This window comes from Kitasatospora dryopteridis (assembly GCF_050749075.1).
Taxonomy (GTDB): Bacteria; Actinomycetota; Actinomycetes; order Streptomycetales; family Streptomycetaceae; genus Kitasatospora.
Genome location: NZ_CP192749.1, coordinates 5,658,501 through 5,676,310, shown reverse-complemented (window position 1 = coordinate 5,676,310; position 17,810 = coordinate 5,658,501). Strand labels below are relative to the sequence as shown.

Here is a 17,810-nt window from a genome sequence, read left to right as displayed (position 1 = left end):
ACACCATGACCACGGCTCCCACCCCGGTGCCGGCCCCGGCCGCCGCTGACCCCAGCGGCGGCCCGGGCGCCGTGGCCGCCGGCCCCTCCGCTCCCCCACCCGCGGCACCCGCGCCCGCGGCGCGGGCCCGCCGCCCGCGCCGCGGCCCCTGGCTCGCCGCGCTGCCGCTGCTGGCCTTCTTCGCGGTCGGCTTCGGGCTGCCCGCGATCGCCATCGCCACCGGCGCCTTCACGCTGTCCTCGGACGCCGAGGCCGGCGCCGGCTCGTTCAGCACCGCCAACCTCACCGACTCGGTGCAGGGCGCGTACTGGACGGCCCTGCTCAGCAGCGTCAGGCTCTCCGCGCTCACCGCGCTGATCGGCACCGTCGTCGGCCTGCCGCTGGCGCAGGCGGTGGTGACCTCCCGGTTCCGCGCCGTCCGCGAGGCGGTGCTGACCGCCTCCGGCGTGCTCGCCAACTTCGGCGGTCTCCCGCTGGCCTTCGCCTTCGTCGCCACCCTCGGCAACGCCGGCGAGATCACCAAGCTGTTCCACCTCACCGACCACGGCTGGACGCTCTACGGCTTCACCGGCCTGAGCATCGCCTACCTGTACTTCCTCGTGCCGCTGATGGTCCTCACCATCACCCCGGCCCTGGACGGGCTGCGCAGGCAGTGGCGCGAGGCCGCCGCCAACAACCGGGCCACCGCCCTGCAGTACTGGCGGCACGTCGCCCTGCCGATCCTGCTGCCCTCGCTGCTCGGCGGCTACGTGCTGCTGTTCGGCAGCGCCTTCGCCGCGTACGCCACCGCCGCCGCCATGGTCGGCGCGACCGTGCCGCTGATCAGCCGGTCGATCGCCGACGCGCTCTCCGGCAACGTGCTGGTCGGCCAGGGCAACCTCGCCCTCGCCCTCAGCCTCGACATGATCGTCGTCGCCGTCCTGGTGATGGCCGTCTACCTGCCCCTCCAGCGCCGGAGCGCCCGATGGCTCAGCTGACCCCGAGGGCCCTCGCCGGCCGACGCCCGCGCCTGTGGCGCGGCGCCGTGCTGCTGGTCGCCGGCCTGTACTTCCTCGTACCGATGGCCGCCTCGGTGTGGTTCTCCGTCGACGACCCGGGCGGCGGCATCCACTTCGACGCCTACACCGGCCTGCTGGGCGCCCCCGGCTTCACCGACGCCCTGCTGCTCACCCTCGAACTCGCCGCCGCCACCGTGGTGGTGCTGCTCGTCCTGCTCGTCCCGGCGCTGATCGCCGCCAGGCTCGGCACCCCGCGGATGCGCGCCGTCCTCGAAGTGGTGTGCACCCTGCCGCTGGTGGTGCCGCCGGTCGCCTTCACCGCCGGCGTGATCGGCGTGCTGCGCTGGGGCCCGGACCACCTGATGGACACGCCGTTCTTCCAGACGATCGTCTTCGTCCAGCAGCCCGAGTTCCCGCTCGTCCTGGTCGTCGCGTACGTGCTGATGTCGCTGCCGCTCGCCTACCGGGCCCTGGACTCGGGGCTGCGCGCGGTCGACGTCCGCACCCTGGTCGAGGCCGCCCGCAGCTGCGGCGCGAGCTGGCCGCGCGCCGTCATCACCGTCGTGCTGCCCAACCTGCGCGGCGCCCTGCTGAACGCCGCCTTCCTCACCCTGGCCCTGGTGCTCGGCGAGTTCACCGCCGCCTCCATCCTCGGCTACCAGCCCTTCGCGGTCTGGGTGTACTCGGTCGGCAACAGCCAGGGCCAGATGTCCGTCGCGGTCTCCGTACTGAGCCTGCTGATCACCTGGGTGCTGCTGCTCCTGCTCGCCGCCGCCGGCCGCGAGCGCCGCCCCGCGCCCGCCCAATCCTGACCGGAGACCCGCATGAGCACCGCCACCCCGCACGCCCCGTCCGCCGAGACCGCCGTGGGCGGCGCCACCGTCGAATTCCGCGGCCTGCGCCGCGCGTTCGGCGCCACCACCGCCCTGGACGGCCTCGACCTGGACGTCCGGCCCGGTGAACTCCTCGCCCTGCTCGGCCCGTCCGGCTGCGGCAAGACCACCGCGCTGCGCATCCTGGCCGGCTTCGAGACCCACGACGCGGGCGACGTCCTGGTCGACGGGCAGCCCGTCACCGGCATCCCCGCACACCGCCGCGACGCCGGCATGGTCTTCCAGTCGTACAGCCTCTTCCCGCACCTCACCGCGCTCGACAACGTCGCCTTCGGGATGCGGATGCGCGGCACCGCCAAGGCCGAACGCCGCTCCCGCGCACAGGAGTTGCTGGAACTCGTCGGCCTGCCGCAGCACGCCGCCCGCTACCCGCACCAGCTCTCCGGCGGCCAGCAGCAGCGGATCGCGCTCGCCCGCGCCCTCGCCCTCGAGCCCCGCGTGCTGCTGCTGGACGAGCCGCTCTCCGCCCTGGACGCCAAGGTCCGGCTCACCCTGCGCGAGGAGATCCGCCGCCTGCAGCGCGAACTCGGCATCACCACCCTGTTCGTGACGCACGACCAGGAGGAGGCCCTCTCCATGGCCGACCGGGTCACCGTCCTGCGGGCCGGCCGCCTGGAGCAGTGCGCGGCCCCCGCCGAGCTGTACGCACGCCCGGCCACCGCCTTCGTCGCCGAGTTCGTCGGCACCATGAGCCGCATCCCCTGCGAGCGCTCCGGCGACGGCGTCGCCCTGCTCGGCCGGACGCACCCGGTCGACGGCACCCTGCCCGCCGACGGGCCGCTCGACGTGCTCGTCCGCCCCGAGAACGTGGCGCTGGCGCCCGCCGCCGACGGCCCCGCCCGGGTCACCGGCGCCTCCTTCCTCGGCGCCGTCACCCGGCTCACCGTCCGCCTCCCCGACGGCACCGAGGTCAAGGCCGACCTCACCACCGAGGCCGCCGCCACCCTGCCGCCCGGCAGCCGCGCCGACATCGCCCTCCCCGACCGCCCCGTCCTCGTCGACCGTCGGCGGTAGGACCACCCGACCCGGACCTGACGGGGCAGCCCCAGGGGCGCGGGGACTGCGCAATCCGGATGCGGGTCACCGTACGGATCCGGGCTCGGCCCGTGCTGTCGCGACACCCGCACCCGGACTGCGCAGTCCCCCGCGCCCCTCATTTCATCCGACTGCGTAAGGTGCACCCATGCCGCACACCCCCGCCGCCGTCCTGTTCGACATGGACGGCACACTCGTCGACACCGAGCCCCTCTGGTGGCAGGCCGCCGCCGAGACCGCGGCCGAGCTCGGCCTCTCCCTCGACGACGCCGACCTCCCGCACGTGCTCGGCCGGGCCGCCGAGCACACCGCCGCCCACCTGCACCGGGCGAGCGGCACCGACCGCGCCGAGGCCGAGCTCGTCGAGCGGCTGAACGGCGTCTTCGCCGGCAAGGTCGCCGCCGAGGTCGTCCCCCGGCCGGGCGCCCTCGACCTGCTCGCCGCGCTGCGGACCGCCGCCGTCCCGACCGCCCTGGTCTCCGCCTCGCCGCGGCGGGTCGTCGACCTGGTGCTCGGCGCGATCGGCGACCGCTGGTTCACCACCACACTGGCCGCCGAGGACACCGAACGCACCAAGCCCGAGCCCGACCCGTACCTGGCCGCGGCCGACCGTCTGGGCCTCGACCCGGCGGCCTGCGTGGCCGTCGAGGACAGCCCGGCCGGAGTGGCCTCGGCGGTGGCCGCCGGCTGCGCGGTGCTGGCCGTCCCCTCCACCGTGCCGATCGCCGCGGACGGCCGGATCACCCTGCTCGACAGCCTGGAGCACGCCGACCTGGACCTGCTGGGCAGCCTCGCCGCCGGCCGGCGGGCCTGATGCCGTACCTGCTGCTCGCACTGGCCATCGCCAGCGAGGTCTGCGCCACCAGCCTGCTCAAACTCACCGACGGGTTCAGCAGGTTGTGGCCCAGCGTGGGCGTGGCGATCGGTTATGCGCTCTCCTTCCTGCTGCTCGGCCGCGCCCTGAAACACATCCCGGTGTCGGTGGCCTACGCGGTCTGGTCCGGCGCCGGCACCGCCGCGGTGGCCGCGATCGGCGCGACCTTCTTCGCCGAACCCCTGGGCCGCCTCCAGTGGCTGGGCATCGCCCTGGTGATCGCCGGCGTCGTCGTCATCAACCTCCGCGGCGGCCACTGAGCACCGCCTGCCGCCAGGGTTCGCGGTTCTTCCGACGGGGCGTCATGTCGTGTTCACGCGCACGCCGCCGGGGGCCGGGTCAATGGTGCGAGTTGTTCAGCCAACTCGAACCAGCCGCACCAACGGCGGTGCGGCGGACAGGACTTCCGTGGCGGCAGGCTCGACGCTCGTCATTGCGACACCGGCGGACCCGACCGAGGGCGACCGGATCACCTTCCACTGGACGACCGGCTCCCCCGACCCGAAGAACTGGGTGGGGATCTACGACGGCACCCGGCTGCCCGGCAGCGGGTCCTCGCTGCTGTGGAAGTACACGCCGGGCGGCTCCGGGGACGTCCAGCTGGACACCTCGGCGCTGACCGGCGGCCCGTACACCGCGTACCTGCTGGCGAAGGACGGCTACGGCATCCTCGCGCAGACCGCACCGTTCAGCTTCCGCCCCAGGCCGGCGGCGCCCCGGCCGCACGCCGCGGTGGACGCCCTGACGGCAGCTCAAGCGGCGCCGGGGGCCGCCGTCTCGGTGCGGACGGCCGGACTGTGGATGAAGGGCACCGGCACCGCCGCGTACCGCAAGGTGTCCGGTGACGCCTGGCTGTCGGTCGCTGCCGACGGCACCGTCGGCGGCACCGCGCCGGCCGCACAGGCGCACCCGGCGGTGGTGGCCGTCGGCATCAAGGACCCGTCCGGTGCCACCGACACGGTGACCGTACAGGTCCCGGTCCGCGACCCGGCCGGCCCGCTCACCCTGAAGACCGCGACCTGGAACCTGGCCAAGGCCGGTGCCGCGTTCACCGACGCGGTGGAGAAGCAGCTGCGCGTCGTGCTCACCCAGGGCCTGGACGTCCTCGCGCTCCAGGAGACCGAGGGGACGGCCGCGCAGACCCTGGCGACCGCACTCGGCTGGTACGCCCACCAGAGCTCCGGCAGCGTCGGCATCCTCAGCCGCTGGCCGCTCACCGCGGTCACCGCACCGACCGCCTCGCTGCCCGCCGCCGGCGCCACCGTGCAGCTGCCGGGCGGCCGCACCGTGCGCTTCTGGTCGGCGCACCTGGACGAGGGCGGCTACGGCCCGTACGCGATCCAGGACGGGCAGAGCGCCGCCCAGGTGCAGGCCGCCGAGGCCGCCTCCACCCGCGGCAAGCAGGCGGCCGCACTGGCCGCCGCGGTGAAGGCCGACATCGCCGCCGGACAGCGGGTGGTGCTGGCCGCCGACCTCGCCTCGCCCTCGCACCTGGACTGGACGGGCCAGGGCGGCCGCCCGGCCCTCGCCTGGCCGGTCACGGTGGCCCTGCAGGACGCCGGCCTGACCGACGCCTACCGCAGCGCGCACCCCGACCCGGTGGCCTTCCCCGGGAACACCTGGTCGCCGACCCGGCGGGTGCGCGGCAGCAAGCCGGAGCCGCAGGACCGGATCGACCAGGTCCTCTTCGCGGGCGCGCTGACCCTCGTCGAGGCGCACACCCTCGCCACCGGCTGGCCGCTGGCCGAGCCGAACGCCGCCGCCAACGGCTGGCCGAGCGACACCGCCGCCGCCGTCGCCACCTTCACCCTCTGAGAGGCCGTGCCATGACCCCCCAGCTCAGCCGCCGCAGCTTCGTCGCTGCGACGGCGGCCACCGGCGCGGCCGCCGCCGTCGGCCTGCCCGCGTCCGCCGCCCGGGCGGCCGGTGCGGCCGGTTCGATCGCCGATGTGAAGCACGTGGTGATCCTCATGCAGGAGAACCGCTCCTTCGACCACTACTTCGGCACCCTGAACGGCGTCCGCGGCTTCGGCGACCGGCAGGCGCTGCAATTCCCGGACGGCACCGACGTGTTCCGCCAGCCCGACGCGGGCCGCAGCGACGGCGGCGCCATGCTGCCGTACCGGATGGACACCACCAGGTACAACGCGCAGAACGCCGGCGGCCTCCCGCACGACTGGGCCACCGGCCACCAGGCGATCAACAACGGCGCGATGAACAAGTGGATCGCCGCCAAGGGCGAGCGCGCCATGGGCTACTTCACCCGCGAGGACATCCCCTACCAGTACGCGCTGGCCGACGAGTTCACGCTCTGCGACGCCTACTTCTGCTCGATGGCCGGCCCGACCGACCCCAACCGCCTCTACCTGTGGACGGGCACCGCCGGCCCCGGCCGCGACGGCACCACCGGCCCGTGGATCGACAACACCCCGGTCACCGACAACCCGGTGGCCGACTGGACGACCTACGCCGAGCGGCTGCAGACCGCCGGGGTGAGCTGGCGGGTCTACCACAACCCCAGCAAGGACGACCGCACCGGCGACTACGACGACAACGCGCTCTCCTACTTCAAGCAGTTCCACAACTTCCCCGCCACCGACCCGCGGTACGTCAACGCGATGACCAAGTGGGACCAGGCCGCCTTCGACCGGCACTGCAAGGACGGCACCCTGCCGACCGTCTCCTGGCTGGTGGCGCCCTACCTGTTCTGCGAACACCCCAGCGCCAGCCCGGACTACGGCGCGCACTGGGTCAACACGGCGCTGCAGTCGCTGATGTCCAACCCGGCGGTCTGGCAGCACACCGTCTTCCTGGTGATGTACGACGAGAACGACGGCTACTTCGACCACGTCGTCCCGCCCACCCCGGAGCCCGGCACGCCCGAGGAGTACACCCAGGGCCGGGCGATCGGCCTCGGCAACCGGGTGCCGCTGTGGGTGGTCTCGCCGTGGTCGCGCGGCGGCTGGGTGAACTCGCAGGTCTTCGACCACACCTCGGTGCTGCGCTTCCTGGAGCTGGTGACGGGCGTCCAGGAGCCCAACATCTCCCCCTGGCGGCGGGCCGTCTGCGGCGACCTCACCAGCTGCCTCGACTTCACCGCACCGGACTTCAGCCTCCCCTCGCTGCCCGACACCGTCGCCCTGATGGCCAAGGCCGACGCCGGCGCCGAACTGCCCGCGGTCAGACTGCCCGCGACCGGCGCCCAGGCGATGCCCGTCCAGGAGCCGGGCAGCCGCCCGCACCGGCGGCTCCCCTACCGGCCGTGGGCGGACGCCGCGGTCGACCGCACCACCGGCGCCGTCACCTGCACGATGGCCAACTCCGGTGCAACGGGCTTCCCGTACACCGTCTACCCGAACATCCTGCTGCCCTTCGCCGGCACGCCGTTCACCGTGCCCGCGGGCGGGAGCCGGACGTACACCTGGGACGCCGCGGCCACCGACGGGCGCTACGACTTCACCGTGCACGGCCCGGACGGCTTCGTCCGCCGCTTCGCCGGCGCCGTCGTCCGCGCCCCGCAGGACGACGTCGCCGTGCCCTCGGTGACCGCCACCGCCGGCACCACCGGCATCACCCTGCGGCTCGCCAACGGCGGCCCCACCGAGTGCTCGTTCATGTTGACCCCGAACGACTTCGCCGGCACCGCCCGGACGGTCTGGGTCGCCCCCGGTACGGAGACCACCGTCGACTGGCCCCTCGACCAGGGCCGCTACGACGTCGTGGTCACCGCCGGCACCGGCACCCGCCTCCTCCACCGCTACGCCGGCACCCTGCACTGACGTTCCGCCCGCGGGGCGGCCCGGGAACCCGTGGACGACGAAGGGGCGGTGCGCACCCGGTGGTGCGCACCGCCCCTTGTCCGCGTGTCAGCCGGCGGCGGGGGTGCCGACGTAGCTGGTCATGTCGGTGGTGGCCCAGCTGGTGCCGGCGTAGGTGGCGCTGAGGTGGCCGCCGTTGGTGGAGCCGACGGTGAAGATGTAGTGCATGCCGTCGGGGGCGATGGCGTTGCTGATGCTGCCGCCGGTGACGGGCGTGCCGGCCAGGGTCGTCATGTCGGCACCCGTCCACTGCCCGCCGCTGGGCAGGTAGGTCATGTAGACGTGACCGTTGGCCGCATTCGCCGTGACGACACCGACGGTGCCGTCCTTCTGCAGGAACGCGGAGGGCGCGCCGCCGGCCGAGGCGGGGGTGCCGACGTAGCTGGTCATGTCGACGGTGGCCCAGCCGGGGGCCGCGTAGGTGGCGCTGAGGTGACCGCCGTTCATCGAGCCCCGGCTGAAGATGTAGTGCGTGCCGTCGGCGGCGTTCACGTTGCTGATGTTGCCGTCACTGACCGGGGTGCCGGCCAGGGTGGTCATGTCGTCACCCATCCACTGCCCACCGTTCGGCAGGTAGGTCATGAAGACGTGACCGTTGGCCGCATTCGCCGTCACCACACCGACCGTGCCGTCCTTCTGCACGAACGCCGAGGGCGCGCCACCGGCGGAGACGGGCGTGCCCACCGTGGCGGTCATGTCGGCCGTCGCCCACGTGCCGGCGCTGTTGAGGTAGGTCGCGCTGAGGTGGCCGCCGTCCGCGGAGCCCCGGCTGAAGATGTACAGGGTGCCGTCGGGGGCGACCGTGTTGCTGACGCCGCCTCCGGTGACGGGGGTGCCGATCTGCCCGTTGAGGTCGACCGTCGCCCAGTTGCCGCCCTTGGGCAGGTAGGTGATCCGCAGGTGGCCGTTCGCGGCGTCGGCCGTGGTGACGCCGATGGTGCCGTTCTGCTGGATGAACGTCGCCGGTGCGCCGCCGGCGGAGGCCGGAGTGCCGACCTGGTTGGTGAGGTCGGCGGTCGCCCAGTTGCCGCCCTTGGGCAGGTAGGTGACCTGCAGGTGGCCGTTGGCGGCGTCACGGGTGAAGGTGTACTGCGTGCCGTCCTCGGCCACCACCGAGCCCGTGTCGCCGAGGGAGGGAGCCGGAGCGGCGGCCGGCGGCGGGGTGGTCGACGGGTAGGGGTCGGTGTGGTCGGAGCCGAGGCCGGCCTTGGGGCCGCACGTCGGCCACGCGCCCTGCCCCTGACCGGCGAGGACCTTCTCCCCGATGAGGATCTGCTGCTGCTTGGTCGCCTGGTGCGGGTACGCGGCGTACTGGCCGCCGCCGTAGCTGAGCCAGGTGCTCCGCGAGAACTGCAGGCCGCCGTAGTACCCGTTGCCGGTGTTGATGGCCCAGTTGCCGCTGCTCTCGCAGTCGGCGACCTTGTCCCAGGTGGCCACCGAGGCGGCCGAGGCCTCGCCGGTGGCGAGAACGGGTGTGACGCAGGCGATGAGGCCGGTTGCGACCAGGGCGAGGGCGGGAATCCGGCGGCGGCGGGTGGTCACGGTCTGCTCCGTTGGGGTGGCGTGGCGGCGGTGGCGGTGGGAGGCGCCGGCCGGGGAAGGTTCCCGGCCGGCGGTTGGCAGGGCGGCAGCTCGGGGCCGCCGGCTGCTCCCCGCCCGGGCGGACGGGGGCGGGGAGCGACCTGATGGGACCGGTGTGTCAGCCGGCGGCGGGGGTGCCGACGTAGCTGGTCATGTCGGTGGTGGCCCAGCCGGGGGCGGCGTAGGTGGCGTTGAGGTGCCCGCCGTTCATCGAGCCGACGGTGAAGATGTAGTGGGTGCCGTCGGGGGCAACGGCGTTGTTGATGCTGCCGCCGGTGACGGGGGTGCCGGCCAGGGTGGTCATGTCGTCACCCATCCACTGCCCGCCGCTGGGCAGGTAGGTCATGTAGACGTGACCGTTCGCCGCGTTCGCCGTCACCACGCCGAAGGTGCCGTCCTTCTGCACGAACGCGGAGGGCGCACCACCGGCGGAGGCGGGGGTGCCGACGTAGCTGGTCATGTCGACGGTGGCCCAGCCGGGAGCGGCGTAGGTGGCGCTGAGGTGACCGCCGTTGGTCGAGCCCCGGCTGAAGATGTAGTGCGTGCCGTCGGGAGCGTTGACGTTGCTGATGTTGCCGTCACTCACGGGGGTACCGGCCAGGGTGGTCATGTCGTCACCCATCCACTGCCCGCCGCTGGGCAGGTAGGTCATGAAGACGTGACCGTTCGCAGCGTTCGCCGTCACCACACCGACCGTGCCGTCCTTCTGCACGAACGCCGAGGGCGCGCCACCGGCGGAGACGGGCGTGCCGACGTAGTCGGTCATGTCGGCGGTGGCCCAGGCCCCGGCGCTGTTGAGGTAGGTGGCGCTGAGGTGACCGCCGTCGATGGAGCCGCGGCTGAAGATGTACAGGGTGCCGTCGGGAGCGACCGTGTTGCTGACGCCGCCTCCGGTGACCGGGGTGCCGACCTGCTCGGTGAGGTCGGAGGTGGCCCACTGGCCGCCCTTGGGCAGGTAGGTGATCTGCAGGTGGCCGTCGGCCGCGTCGGCCGTGGTGACACCGATGGTGCCGTTCTGCTGGATGAACGTCGCCGGTGCGCCGCCGGCGGAGGCGGGGGTGCCGACCTGGTTGGTGAGGTCGGAGGTGGCCCACTGGCCGCCCTTGGGCAGGTAGGTGACCTGCAGGTGGCCGTTGGCGGCGTCACGGGTGAAGGTGTACTGCGTGCCGTCCTCGGCCACCACCGAGCCCGTGTCGCCGAGGGAGGGAGCCGCGGCCGGCGGCGGGGAGGAGGCCGGCGGGGTGCTGCTGCCGCCCTGCGGGGAGACGTAGCCGCTGATCTGCTGGCCGCCCCAGTAGGAGCCGACTTCGGAGCTGTGGGTGGACTGGCGGACGGAGGAGGTCGCCGACCAGTTGCCCGCGACCCCGCCCTCGTTGCCGCCCACGGTGGTGACGGTCCCCTTGCCGACCGCCGTCACGATGGCGACGTGGTTGGCGTAGCCGTCGCGGCTGTTGTAGTCGAAGAGCAGGGCGTCGCCGACCTGCGGGGTGGAGTGCAGCCCCGACCCGTACCGGCCGAAGCTGCCCGCGCCGGCGGTCAGCCCGGAGACGTTGTAGCCCGACCTGGCCCACACCCACTTGGCGAAGTCCGCGCACCACGCCTCCGGCTTGCCGTTGGCGCCGGTGCAGCTGGAGTAGTAGCCGGTCCCTCCGGCGCTGTTGGTCGAGCACGCCTTCTTGCCCAGGTTGGCGTTCGCGATGCTCACGATGGTGTTCGTGTCGGCGTGGGCGGTCGGCGTCAGCAGTCCGCCCAGCATCGCGACGGACGCGAACAGGGTGGCCGAGGACTTGGCGGCGATGCGGCGGGAACGCACGGACATGGAAGGACTCCTGATGTGTCGTGGAAGAAGAGGGGGGGTGCGCACGCTGGGGTGCGGGGCCGGCGCGCTGTGATCACGCAGGGCCGGGTGGCGCCGAGCCGGACGGGGCCGGACGCCCGGTGCACCGCACGGCGCGACGGCCGGCCAGCAGCGCCCGTCGGGGCTGTGCGGGTCGCGGCGGCATCGCGGGGCGCGAGACGGTGCTGGTGACGTTCTGAAAGAGGTGGGGCGGCCCGTGGTCGCCTGCCGGATCCCGGCAGGGGCGGGGGACGGCTGTCCTGCAGGAACAGCGGTCACGGCTACGGGTGCGCCGGGGTGGGCCCGGGAGGGCGGATGCCGGTGGCCTGCCGGTTCAGGGCAGGGCGGGCCGGCCGGTCGCCGGAGCGGGTGCCGGCGGCAGGTACCGCCGGTGCAACAGGGGTGAGGCTTGCCGGCTCCGGCTGATCAGGGCGTGGGCGCGGTCCGGGCCGGGCTCCGCGCCGACGGGGTCGGGGGTGCGGGTGAGGAGGTAGAGCAGGAGGTCGATGCGGTCGTCCTCGCTGCGGGCGGAGACGTGCTGGAGGCCGTCGTCGGGCCGGGCGTGCGCCCACAGTGCGGCGAGGACCTCCGCCGCCTCACCGGGCGGAACCGGCCCGGAGCACCTGCGACGCAGGCTGGCGTAGACGATGTCCATGGGGGTGGGGATCAGCCGCCCCAGCCGAGGCTGTCGGAGGTCCGCACGCCGGTCTGCGCGGCGGCAGTGGCGGTGGCGGCGCCGACAGCGGCGGTGGGGGCGATGACGAGAGCGGTCAGGGCGACGGCGGCGACCGCGGCGGCCTGGGCGAGACGGGTGCGCATCATGATGGAGTCCTCGGTGTTTCGAAGTGGGGTACGGAAGTCCGTTGAGGTGTCCCGCGGTTGACGCCTCGTCCGGGTGCCGCCCGGTCTGTCTTCCTGGCGGCGATCAATAGCTTCGCCGCTCGCGGAAGCGGCCGGAAGGGTTTCGGGGTGTCGCCAATCGGCCAGTCCGACTCCGGACATGCAGTCATGTCCACGTCAGTCCTGTCCCCAGGTCGACCCGCCCGGATCCCGCGTCGGCACGGCAGTCGATCGGGGGCGATGCGGCACAGGACGGAATCCGCCGACATATCCCCTGACCTGCGGCGAAAGGCCGCCAATTGATCTTGAAAGGGCGCCGTCCGGGCTGCGAGGATGCCGTTCTGCCGCCACCGCGGCGCCCGAACCATCGATCCGGGGGGATCTCATGTTGGAGGCACTGGGCCTGTCGGCCGCTGCCACCGCGGTCTACCAGACCATGCTCGACCACCCTGCCGACGGCGTGGACGAGTTGGCCGCCCGCTGCACGCTGACGGCCGTCCAGGTCCACGGCTGCCTCGACGAACTCGGCGAGCTCATGCTCGTACGCGCCTCGGCCGACCACCCGGGGCAGATGCGCGCCATCGACCCCGCGATCGGCCTCGCCGACATGGTCGCCCGCCAGGAAGCCGACCTCGCCGCCCGCCAGGCCGCTCTCGCCGCCTCCCGCGCCGCCGTCAGCCGCATGGTGGCCGAACGCGCCGAGCACCGCGCCGGACACGGCGAACGCCTCCTGGGCATGGACGCCATCCACGCCCGCCTCGAACAGATGGGCCGCGCCACCACCACCGAAGTCCTCAGCAGCCAGCCCGGCAACCAGCGCACCGAGGACCTCGACGCCTCCCGCCGCGCCGACGCCGAGGTCCTCGCACGCGGCGTCACCATGCGCACCCTCTACCAGGACGCCACCCGCCACCAGCCCCACGTCACCGCCTACGCGCACTGGCTCCTGGGCCGGGGAAGCGAGGTACGCACCGCCCCCGCCGTCCCCCAGCGTCTGATCATCACCGACCGCAGCCAGGCCCTCGTCCCCATCGACCCCGCCGACAACCGCAAGGGCGCCCTCCACATCACCGAACCCGGCATCCTCCACGCCCTGCTCGACCTGTTCGAACAGGCCTGGAACACCGCCGTCCCCCTCGGAGCCACCAACCCCACGGACCCCGCCAGCGGTCTCACCCCCACCGAACGCCACCTCCTGCGCCTGCTCGGTTCCGGACTCACCGACGACACCGCGGGCCAGCGGCTCGGCATCTCCTCGCGAACCGTCGGCCGCCACATGGCCTCCATCATGGAACGCCTCAACGCCACCAGCCGCTTCGAAGCCGGCATCAAAGCCGCCCAGAAGGGCTGGCTCTGACCCCACCCACCCGGGTCTTCAAAGGCCATGGGTGCACCACAAGGGGCGCTGGGGGCACCTGGTTCAGCCGAGCGTCCCCCGCAGGGCGTTGATGCGGGCCGTGGCTGCGGTGAAGCCGGTGCGGTCCAGGGTGCCGTCGGCCAGGGCGCGGGCGAGTGCGGCGGCCGCCTGCTCGCCCTGTGCGGTGTCCCGGGCCGAGCACAGCAGCAGGTCCATGCCCGCTGCGGCGGCCGCCACCGCCCGCTCCCCGGTGCCGCCGAAGGCGTCGAGTGCGCCGGCCTCCAGTGCGTCGGTCACGGTCACTCCGCGGAAACCGAGGCGGTCGCGGAGTTCCCCGCCCACCACCGCGGGCGACATCCCGGCGGGGCGCTCGGCGTCCAGGGCCGGGTAGACCGCCCAGGAGAGCATCACCAGCGGCACGCCGACCGCGAGGGCCGCCCGGTACGGTGCCTCGTCGACCGCGCGCAGCCGCTCCAGCGGCACCGGCAGGGTCACCGGCCCGGTGTCGGTGTTGCTGCCGGCCGGGGCGGTGCCGAGGCCGGGGAAGTGCTTGGCGGTGGCCAGCACGCCGCGCTGCCGCTGGGCGACGGCGAAGGCCGTGGCGAGGTCGGCGACGACGGCCGGGTCCTGGCCGTAGGAGCGCTGCTTGGTGTCGATGAAGTTGCCGGGGGTCTCGTACACGTCGAGCACGGGGGCGAGGTTGGTGTTCAGGCCGGCCGCGGCGATGTTGTCCCCGGCCTCGGTGCCGGTGCGGGCCGCGGTGGCGACCGCGTCGGGCGACTCGCCGACCTGGCGGGCCGACAGTTCGGGTGCTCCGGGGAGCCGCCGCACCTTGCCGCCCTCCTGATCGGTCATCAGCAGCAGTGGCGCCCGGACGGGGCTCTGCCGCCGGGCCTCGCGCAGCTGGTCGACGGCCGCCCGGAGGGTGGCGGTGTCGGGGATGTTCTCCTTGAAGAAGATCACCCCGGCGGCGCGGCCGGCCCGGACGGCCGCGAGCAGCGGCTCGGGCACGGTCGGGCCGGGGTAGGACCAGATGATCCGCTGCCCGGCGAGCTGCGCGTCGTCGGCGGGCTCGGCGCCCGGCCCCGGCTCGGTGCGCCACGAGGGCTTGGGCTCGGGCCTGCCGTTCTGCGCGTCACCGGCCGAGGGCGGCTGTGTGGGGCTCGCGGCGGTGGAGCCCCCGGACGGCACGGCCCGGGCGGCGGAGGACTGCCCGGCCCGGGTCTGCGGCGCGGTCGCGCACGCGGCCGCCAGCAGGACGAGGCAGACGATCACCCAGCGGGTATGCAACGACACCGGCGTTCTCCTCTGCCGCGACCGGACCCGACCTGTTCCTGCAGGCTAGGGCCTGTCCGACAGTTCGCGCCGCAACGGCGCGCGGCACCGGTCAACAGTCGCGCAGGTCGGCCCAGGTGACCTTGCCGTACGGGGTGGGGGCGGCGCCCCAGCGGTCGGCGAGGGTGTCGACCAGGGCGAGGCCGCGGTGGCACTCGTCGTCCTCGGCGGCGGTCAGCAGGGTGGGCGGGGTGCGGCAGGCGTCCTCGACGCTCAGCCGTACCCGGCCGTCGAAGCGGCGGCGGACGGCCACCGTGATCCGGGGGCCGCCGCAGTGCCGGACGCTGTTGCCGACGAGTTCGGAGACCAGCAGCTCGGCGTCCTCGACCAGGTCGGCGAGGCCGAGGTGGGCGAGGCGGGCCCGGACGAGCCCCCGGGCGAGCTGCGCCGAGCGCTCCTCGCACGGGAGTTCGGCGGCGGCGGGCGGCGCGTGGCCGGTCACGGCGGTCGCGGCTTTCGCGGCGGTCGTCATCGGCGCGCTCCTGCTCTCCCGGGACGGCGGGCGGAATGCGGCCCGCCGCCGGTGGGGGGGAAACCGGGGCAGGCCGCCGAGAGCCGCAGGAACCAGTCCCTCCAACGGCTCACGTTCAGTCAACGCGTTTACGCGGCAGTAGAGAACGGTCCATGCTGTGGTCAGGGTTGAACCGGTTGAACACAGTCGGGGGCCGACTATGGGACGACGCACGCGCACACCGAACGCCGCCCTTGCCGCGCTGATGCGCGAGGCGGACTGGGGCAACGACCAGCTCGCCAGAGCCGTCCGCCGCACGGGTGCGGAGGGCGGCCTGCGGCTGACCTACGACAAGACCACCGTGTCGCACTGGCTGGCCGGCTCGCGGCCGCGCCCCGAAGTGGCCGGGGTGGTGCGGGAGGCGTTCGCCCGGCGGCTCGGCCGGCCGGTGGCGGCGGAGGAGACCGGGCTGGGCGACCGGGACGGGACGGACCCGGTGACCGGGCTGGTCGCGCTCGGCCGGGCCGACATGGACCCGTCCCGTCGGAGCATCCTCACCGCCGGGCTGTACTCGGCCGCGCTGGCCGTGCCCGGTTTCGGGGAGGCCGCCGGGCGGATCGACCGGGTCACGGCCGGCCGCACCGTGCGGATCGGCGACGGCGAGGTGACCACCGTCCGGACGATGACCGACCGGCTGGCCGGCATCCTGGACGAACTGGGTGCGGCGCACGCCCGCCCGATGATGGCGAGTTTCCTGGTGAACAGCGTCGGCCCCTGGCTGCAGGCGTCCGGCACCGAGCGGGCGAAGAGCGGGATGCTCGCCGCGGCCGCCGACCTGACCTACCTGGCCGGCTGGTCCGCGGTCTACGAACTCGCCCAGGGCCTCGGCCAGTCGTACTACGTCCAGGCGCTGCGGCTGGCCGACCAGGCCGGCGACCACGCGACCTACTGCCGCACCCTGCGCGGCATGTCGCTGCAGGCGTCCAGCCTCGGGCACGGCCCGCGGGCGCTGGAGTACGCGGACTCCGCCGCCCAGGCCGCGCCCGCCGCCGGCCCCCGCCTCACCGCGTTCCTGCGCGGCCAGCAGGCGCACGGCGCGGCGATGGAATGGAATGGAATGGAATGGAATGGAATGGAATGGAATGGAATGGAATGGAATGGAATGGAATGGAATGGAATGGAATGGAATGGAATGGAATGGAATGGAATGGAATGGAATGGAATGGAATGGAATGGAATGGAAACTGGACGAACTGGGTGCGGCGCACGCCCGCCCGATGATGGCGAGTTTCCTGGTGAACAGCGTCGGCCCCTGGCTGCAGGCGTCCGGCACCGAGCGGGCGAAGAGCGGGATGCTCGCCGCGGCCGCCGACCTGACCTACCTGGCCGGCTGGTCCGCGGTCTACGAACTCGCCCAGGGCCTCGGCCAGTCGTACTACGTCCAGGCGCTGCGGCTGGCCGACCAGGCCGGCGACCACGCGACCTACTGCCGCACCCTGCGCGGCATGTCGCTGCAGGCGTCCAGCCTCGGGCACGGCCCGCGGGCGCTGGAGTACGCGGACTCCGCCGCCCAGGCCGCGCCCGCCGCCGGCCCCCGCCTCACCGCGTTCCTGCGCGGCCAGCAGGCGCACGGCGCGGCGATGGTGAAGGACCGGCGGCAGGCCTTCGCCCGGCTCTCCGAGACCGAGACGGCACTGTCCCGGGCGGACGGGCAGAACGAGGCGGTCGGCGGCTACGACCTGGCGGCGTACCAGTTCCACGTCTCGCACGTGCTGTACGAACTCGGCGACCTGTCGGGCTCGATCGCCGCGCTGCAGACCTCCAACCGGGTCCGGCCGACGACGGAGCGACAGGGCCGGGTGCACGGGCTCGGCCTGCTGGCCCGCCGTCAGATGGAGTACGGCCACGTCGAGGCGGCGGCCGCGACCTGGTCGTCCTTCCTGGACGACTACGCGGGGATCAGCAGCGTCCGCGGCGACGAGCACTTCGGTGCGCTGCGCAGCGGCATCCGCCCGCACCTGGGCAACCGGACGGTCGCCCACCTCGACCAGCGGGCCCGCGAGGTCGCCCGGCTGAAGTCCGCCTGACGCACTTGCGAGTCCGTCAGCCGGCCAGCAGATCCGGCAGCCCGGCGACCGAGGGGAGGACGTGGGTCGCCCCGTCGGCACGCAGCCGCGGCTCGTCGTGGGCGCCGGTGAGGACGCCGGCGACGACCGCGGCACCGGCCCGGGTGCCGGTGAGCATGTCGTAGCCGGTGTCGCCGGCGACGGCGATCTGCCGGACGGACTCGGTGCCGGTGCGCAGCAGCGCGGTGAGCACCATGTCCGGGTAGGGGCGGCCGCGGCCGGCGTCGGCGGGGCAGAGGGTGAGGTCGGCGAGGTCCTGCCAGCCGAGCGCCTTCAGGATGCGGTCCTGGGTGGCACGGGAGAAGCCGGTGGTGAGGACCACCCTGCGGCCGTCCGTGCGCAGCCGTTCGATCGCCTCGGCGGCGCCGGGCAGCGGGGTGCAGTGCCCGGCGTCGACGAGGTCGTGGTAGGCGGCCTCGAAGGAGCGGTTGGCCCGCTGCGCGCGGTCCTCGTCGCCGAAGAGGTGCCGGAAGACGGAGATCTTGGACTCGCCCATGGTGGCGCGGACGTGGTCGAGCATGCGGGCGTGCTCGGCACTGCCGCCGGCGACGCCGAGGTCGGCCGCGGCGGCGCGGAAGGCCTGCTCGACCAGGCCGCCGTCGGCGACGGTGGTGCCGGCCATGTCGAGGACGACGAGGCGGATGTCGGTGCTCATACGGGTGTTC

At 73.8% G+C, this 17,810-nt stretch carries 16 protein-coding genes and 2 pseudogenes; 11 read left to right on the top strand and 7 right to left on the bottom strand.

The features are described from left to right. The first annotated feature begins 5 nt into the window (after nucleotides 1-5). The 7 genes from ACQ614_RS25585 to ACQ614_RS25555 all read left to right on the top strand — a co-directional run bounded on the left by ACQ614_RS25585 (nucleotide 6) and on the right by ACQ614_RS25555 (nucleotide 7,579). On the top strand, nucleotides 6-977 hold the full coding sequence (locus ACQ614_RS25585) for an ABC transporter permease (protein ID WP_431681011.1): 972 nt from the start codon (nucleotides 6-8) through the stop codon (nucleotides 975-977). Further along, complete coding sequence (locus ACQ614_RS25580) at nucleotides 965-1,810, top strand: ABC transporter permease subunit (protein WP_431681010.1); 846 nt, start codon at nucleotides 965-967, stop codon at nucleotides 1,808-1,810. Before ACQ614_RS25585 ends, ACQ614_RS25580 begins: the two co-directional genes overlap by 13 nt. Before the next feature lie 12 nt (nucleotides 1,811-1,822). Further along, nucleotides 1,823-2,905: an ABC transporter ATP-binding protein gene (locus ACQ614_RS25575; protein ID WP_431681009.1), complete on the top strand. Its 1,083-nt coding sequence runs from the start codon at nucleotides 1,823-1,825 to the stop codon at nucleotides 2,903-2,905. Nucleotides 2,906-3,074: 169 nt separating this feature from the next. Beyond that, nucleotides 3,075-3,740, top strand: coding sequence for an HAD family hydrolase (locus ACQ614_RS25570; protein WP_431681008.1), 666 nt, complete (start codon nucleotides 3,075-3,077; stop codon nucleotides 3,738-3,740). Further along, entirely contained in the window at nucleotides 3,740-4,060 is a 321-nt protein-coding gene (locus ACQ614_RS25565) for a DMT family transporter (protein WP_431681007.1), read from the top strand. Before ACQ614_RS25570 ends, ACQ614_RS25565 begins: the two co-directional genes overlap by 1 nt. 148 nt (nucleotides 4,061-4,208) lie before the next feature. Further along, entirely contained in the window at nucleotides 4,209-5,615 is a 1,407-nt protein-coding gene (locus ACQ614_RS25560) for an endonuclease/exonuclease/phosphatase family protein (protein WP_431681006.1), read from the top strand. Nucleotides 5,616-5,626: 11 nt separating this feature from the next. Then, nucleotides 5,627-7,579 (top strand): phosphocholine-specific phospholipase C, encoded by a 1,953-nt coding sequence (locus ACQ614_RS25555; protein ID WP_431681005.1) that lies wholly within the window; start codon nucleotides 5,627-5,629, stop codon nucleotides 7,577-7,579. A gap of 87 nt (nucleotides 7,580-7,666) precedes the next feature. Here ACQ614_RS25555 and ACQ614_RS25550 read toward each other — a convergent pair whose 3' ends face one another. The 4 genes from ACQ614_RS25550 to ACQ614_RS25535 all read right to left on the bottom strand — a co-directional run bounded on the left by ACQ614_RS25550 (nucleotide 7,667) and on the right by ACQ614_RS25535 (nucleotide 11,858). Beyond that, a complete protein-coding gene (locus ACQ614_RS25550; RefSeq protein WP_431681004.1) occupies nucleotides 7,667-9,160 on the bottom strand; it encodes a transglycosylase family protein in 1,494 nt (497 codons plus the stop codon). Between the two features lie 157 nt (nucleotides 9,161-9,317). Beyond that, a complete protein-coding gene (locus tag ACQ614_RS25545; RefSeq protein WP_431681003.1) occupies nucleotides 9,318-11,018 on the bottom strand; it encodes a CHAP domain-containing protein in 1,701 nt (566 codons plus the stop codon). A gap of 352 nt (nucleotides 11,019-11,370) precedes the next feature. Next, nucleotides 11,371-11,691 carry a hypothetical protein gene (locus ACQ614_RS25540; protein WP_431681002.1) on the bottom strand — a complete coding sequence of 107 codons (321 nt, stop codon included), beginning with the start codon at nucleotides 11,689-11,691 and terminating at the stop codon, nucleotides 11,371-11,373. 11 nt (nucleotides 11,692-11,702) lie between these two features. Further along, nucleotides 11,703-11,858, bottom strand: a complete 156-nt coding sequence (locus ACQ614_RS25535; RefSeq protein WP_431681001.1) for a hypothetical protein — start codon at nucleotides 11,856-11,858, stop codon at nucleotides 11,703-11,705. 403 nt (nucleotides 11,859-12,261) lie between these two features. On the opposite strand from ACQ614_RS25535, the gene ACQ614_RS25530 reads away from it, so the two are divergent. After that, a complete protein-coding gene (locus ACQ614_RS25530) occupies nucleotides 12,262-13,233 on the top strand; it encodes a helix-turn-helix transcriptional regulator (RefSeq protein ID WP_363498154.1) in 972 nt (323 codons plus the stop codon). 63 nt (nucleotides 13,234-13,296) lie between these two features. Here ACQ614_RS25530 and ACQ614_RS25525 read toward each other — a convergent pair whose 3' ends face one another. Next, nucleotides 13,297-14,529 (bottom strand): glycoside hydrolase family 3 N-terminal domain-containing protein, encoded by a 1,233-nt coding sequence (locus tag ACQ614_RS25525; protein ID WP_431680999.1) that lies wholly within the window; start codon nucleotides 14,527-14,529, stop codon nucleotides 13,297-13,299. 91 nt (nucleotides 14,530-14,620) lie between these two features. Further along, nucleotides 14,621-15,040 carry an ATP-binding protein gene (locus ACQ614_RS25520; RefSeq protein WP_431680998.1) on the bottom strand — a complete coding sequence of 140 codons (420 nt, stop codon included), beginning with the start codon at nucleotides 15,038-15,040 and terminating at the stop codon, nucleotides 14,621-14,623. Between the two features lie 199 nt (nucleotides 15,041-15,239). On the opposite strand from ACQ614_RS25520, the pseudogene ACQ614_RS25515 reads away from it, so the two are divergent. From ACQ614_RS25515 to ACQ614_RS25505, 3 genes and pseudogenes are all read left to right on the top strand, one after another. Beyond that, nucleotides 15,240-16,124, top strand: a pseudogene (locus ACQ614_RS25515) (hypothetical protein); the annotation flags it as partial. A gap of 2 nt (nucleotides 16,125-16,126) precedes the next feature. Then, complete coding sequence (locus ACQ614_RS25510) at nucleotides 16,127-16,300, top strand: hypothetical protein (protein WP_431680996.1); 174 nt, start codon at nucleotides 16,127-16,129, stop codon at nucleotides 16,298-16,300. Then, nucleotides 16,264-17,106 (top strand): annotated as a pseudogene (locus tag ACQ614_RS25505) (hypothetical protein); the annotation flags it as partial. The gene ACQ614_RS25510 and the pseudogene ACQ614_RS25505, both read left to right, overlap by 37 nt. 16 nt (nucleotides 17,107-17,122) lie before the next feature. On the opposite strand, the gene ACQ614_RS25500 reads toward ACQ614_RS25505, so the two are convergent. After that, nucleotides 17,123-17,800 (bottom strand): phosphonatase-like hydrolase, encoded by a 678-nt coding sequence (locus ACQ614_RS25500; protein WP_363492368.1) that lies wholly within the window; start codon nucleotides 17,798-17,800, stop codon nucleotides 17,123-17,125. Between the last annotated feature and the right edge of the window lie 10 nt (nucleotides 17,801-17,810).

Bases quoted from the DNA above. Each gene is read 5' to 3' on its own strand.
- ACQ614_RS25585 (WP_431681011.1), top strand. From the start codon at position 6: ATGACCACGGCTCCCACCCCGGTGCCGGCCCCGGCCGCCGCTGACCCC.
- ACQ614_RS25580 (WP_431681010.1), top strand. From the start codon at position 965: ATGGCTCAGCTGACCCCGAGGGCCCTCGCCGGCCGACGCCCGCGCCTG.
- ACQ614_RS25575 (WP_431681009.1), top strand. From the start codon at position 1,823: ATGAGCACCGCCACCCCGCACGCCCCGTCCGCCGAGACCGCCGTGGGC.
- ACQ614_RS25570 (WP_431681008.1), top strand. From the start codon at position 3,075: ATGCCGCACACCCCCGCCGCCGTCCTGTTCGACATGGACGGCACACTC.
- ACQ614_RS25565 (WP_431681007.1), top strand. From the start codon at position 3,740: ATGCCGTACCTGCTGCTCGCACTGGCCATCGCCAGCGAGGTCTGCGCC.
- ACQ614_RS25555 (WP_431681005.1), top strand. From the start codon at position 5,627: ATGACCCCCCAGCTCAGCCGCCGCAGCTTCGTCGCTGCGACGGCGGCC.
- ACQ614_RS25545 (WP_431681003.1), bottom strand. From the start codon at position 11,018: ATGTCCGTGCGTTCCCGCCGCATCGCCGCCAAGTCCTCGGCCACCCTG.
- ACQ614_RS25540 (WP_431681002.1), bottom strand. From the start codon at position 11,691: ATGGACATCGTCTACGCCAGCCTGCGTCGCAGGTGCTCCGGGCCGGTT.
- ACQ614_RS25535 (WP_431681001.1), bottom strand. From the start codon at position 11,858: ATGATGCGCACCCGTCTCGCCCAGGCCGCCGCGGTCGCCGCCGTCGCC.
- ACQ614_RS25530 (WP_363498154.1), top strand. From the start codon at position 12,262: ATGTTGGAGGCACTGGGCCTGTCGGCCGCTGCCACCGCGGTCTACCAG.
- ACQ614_RS25520 (WP_431680998.1), bottom strand. From the start codon at position 15,040: ATGACGACCGCCGCGAAAGCCGCGACCGCCGTGACCGGCCACGCGCCG.
- ACQ614_RS25510 (WP_431680996.1), top strand. From the start codon at position 16,127: ATGGAATGGAATGGAATGGAATGGAATGGAATGGAATGGAATGGAATG.
- ACQ614_RS25500 (WP_363492368.1), bottom strand. From the start codon at position 17,800: ATGAGCACCGACATCCGCCTCGTCGTCCTCGACATGGCCGGCACCACC.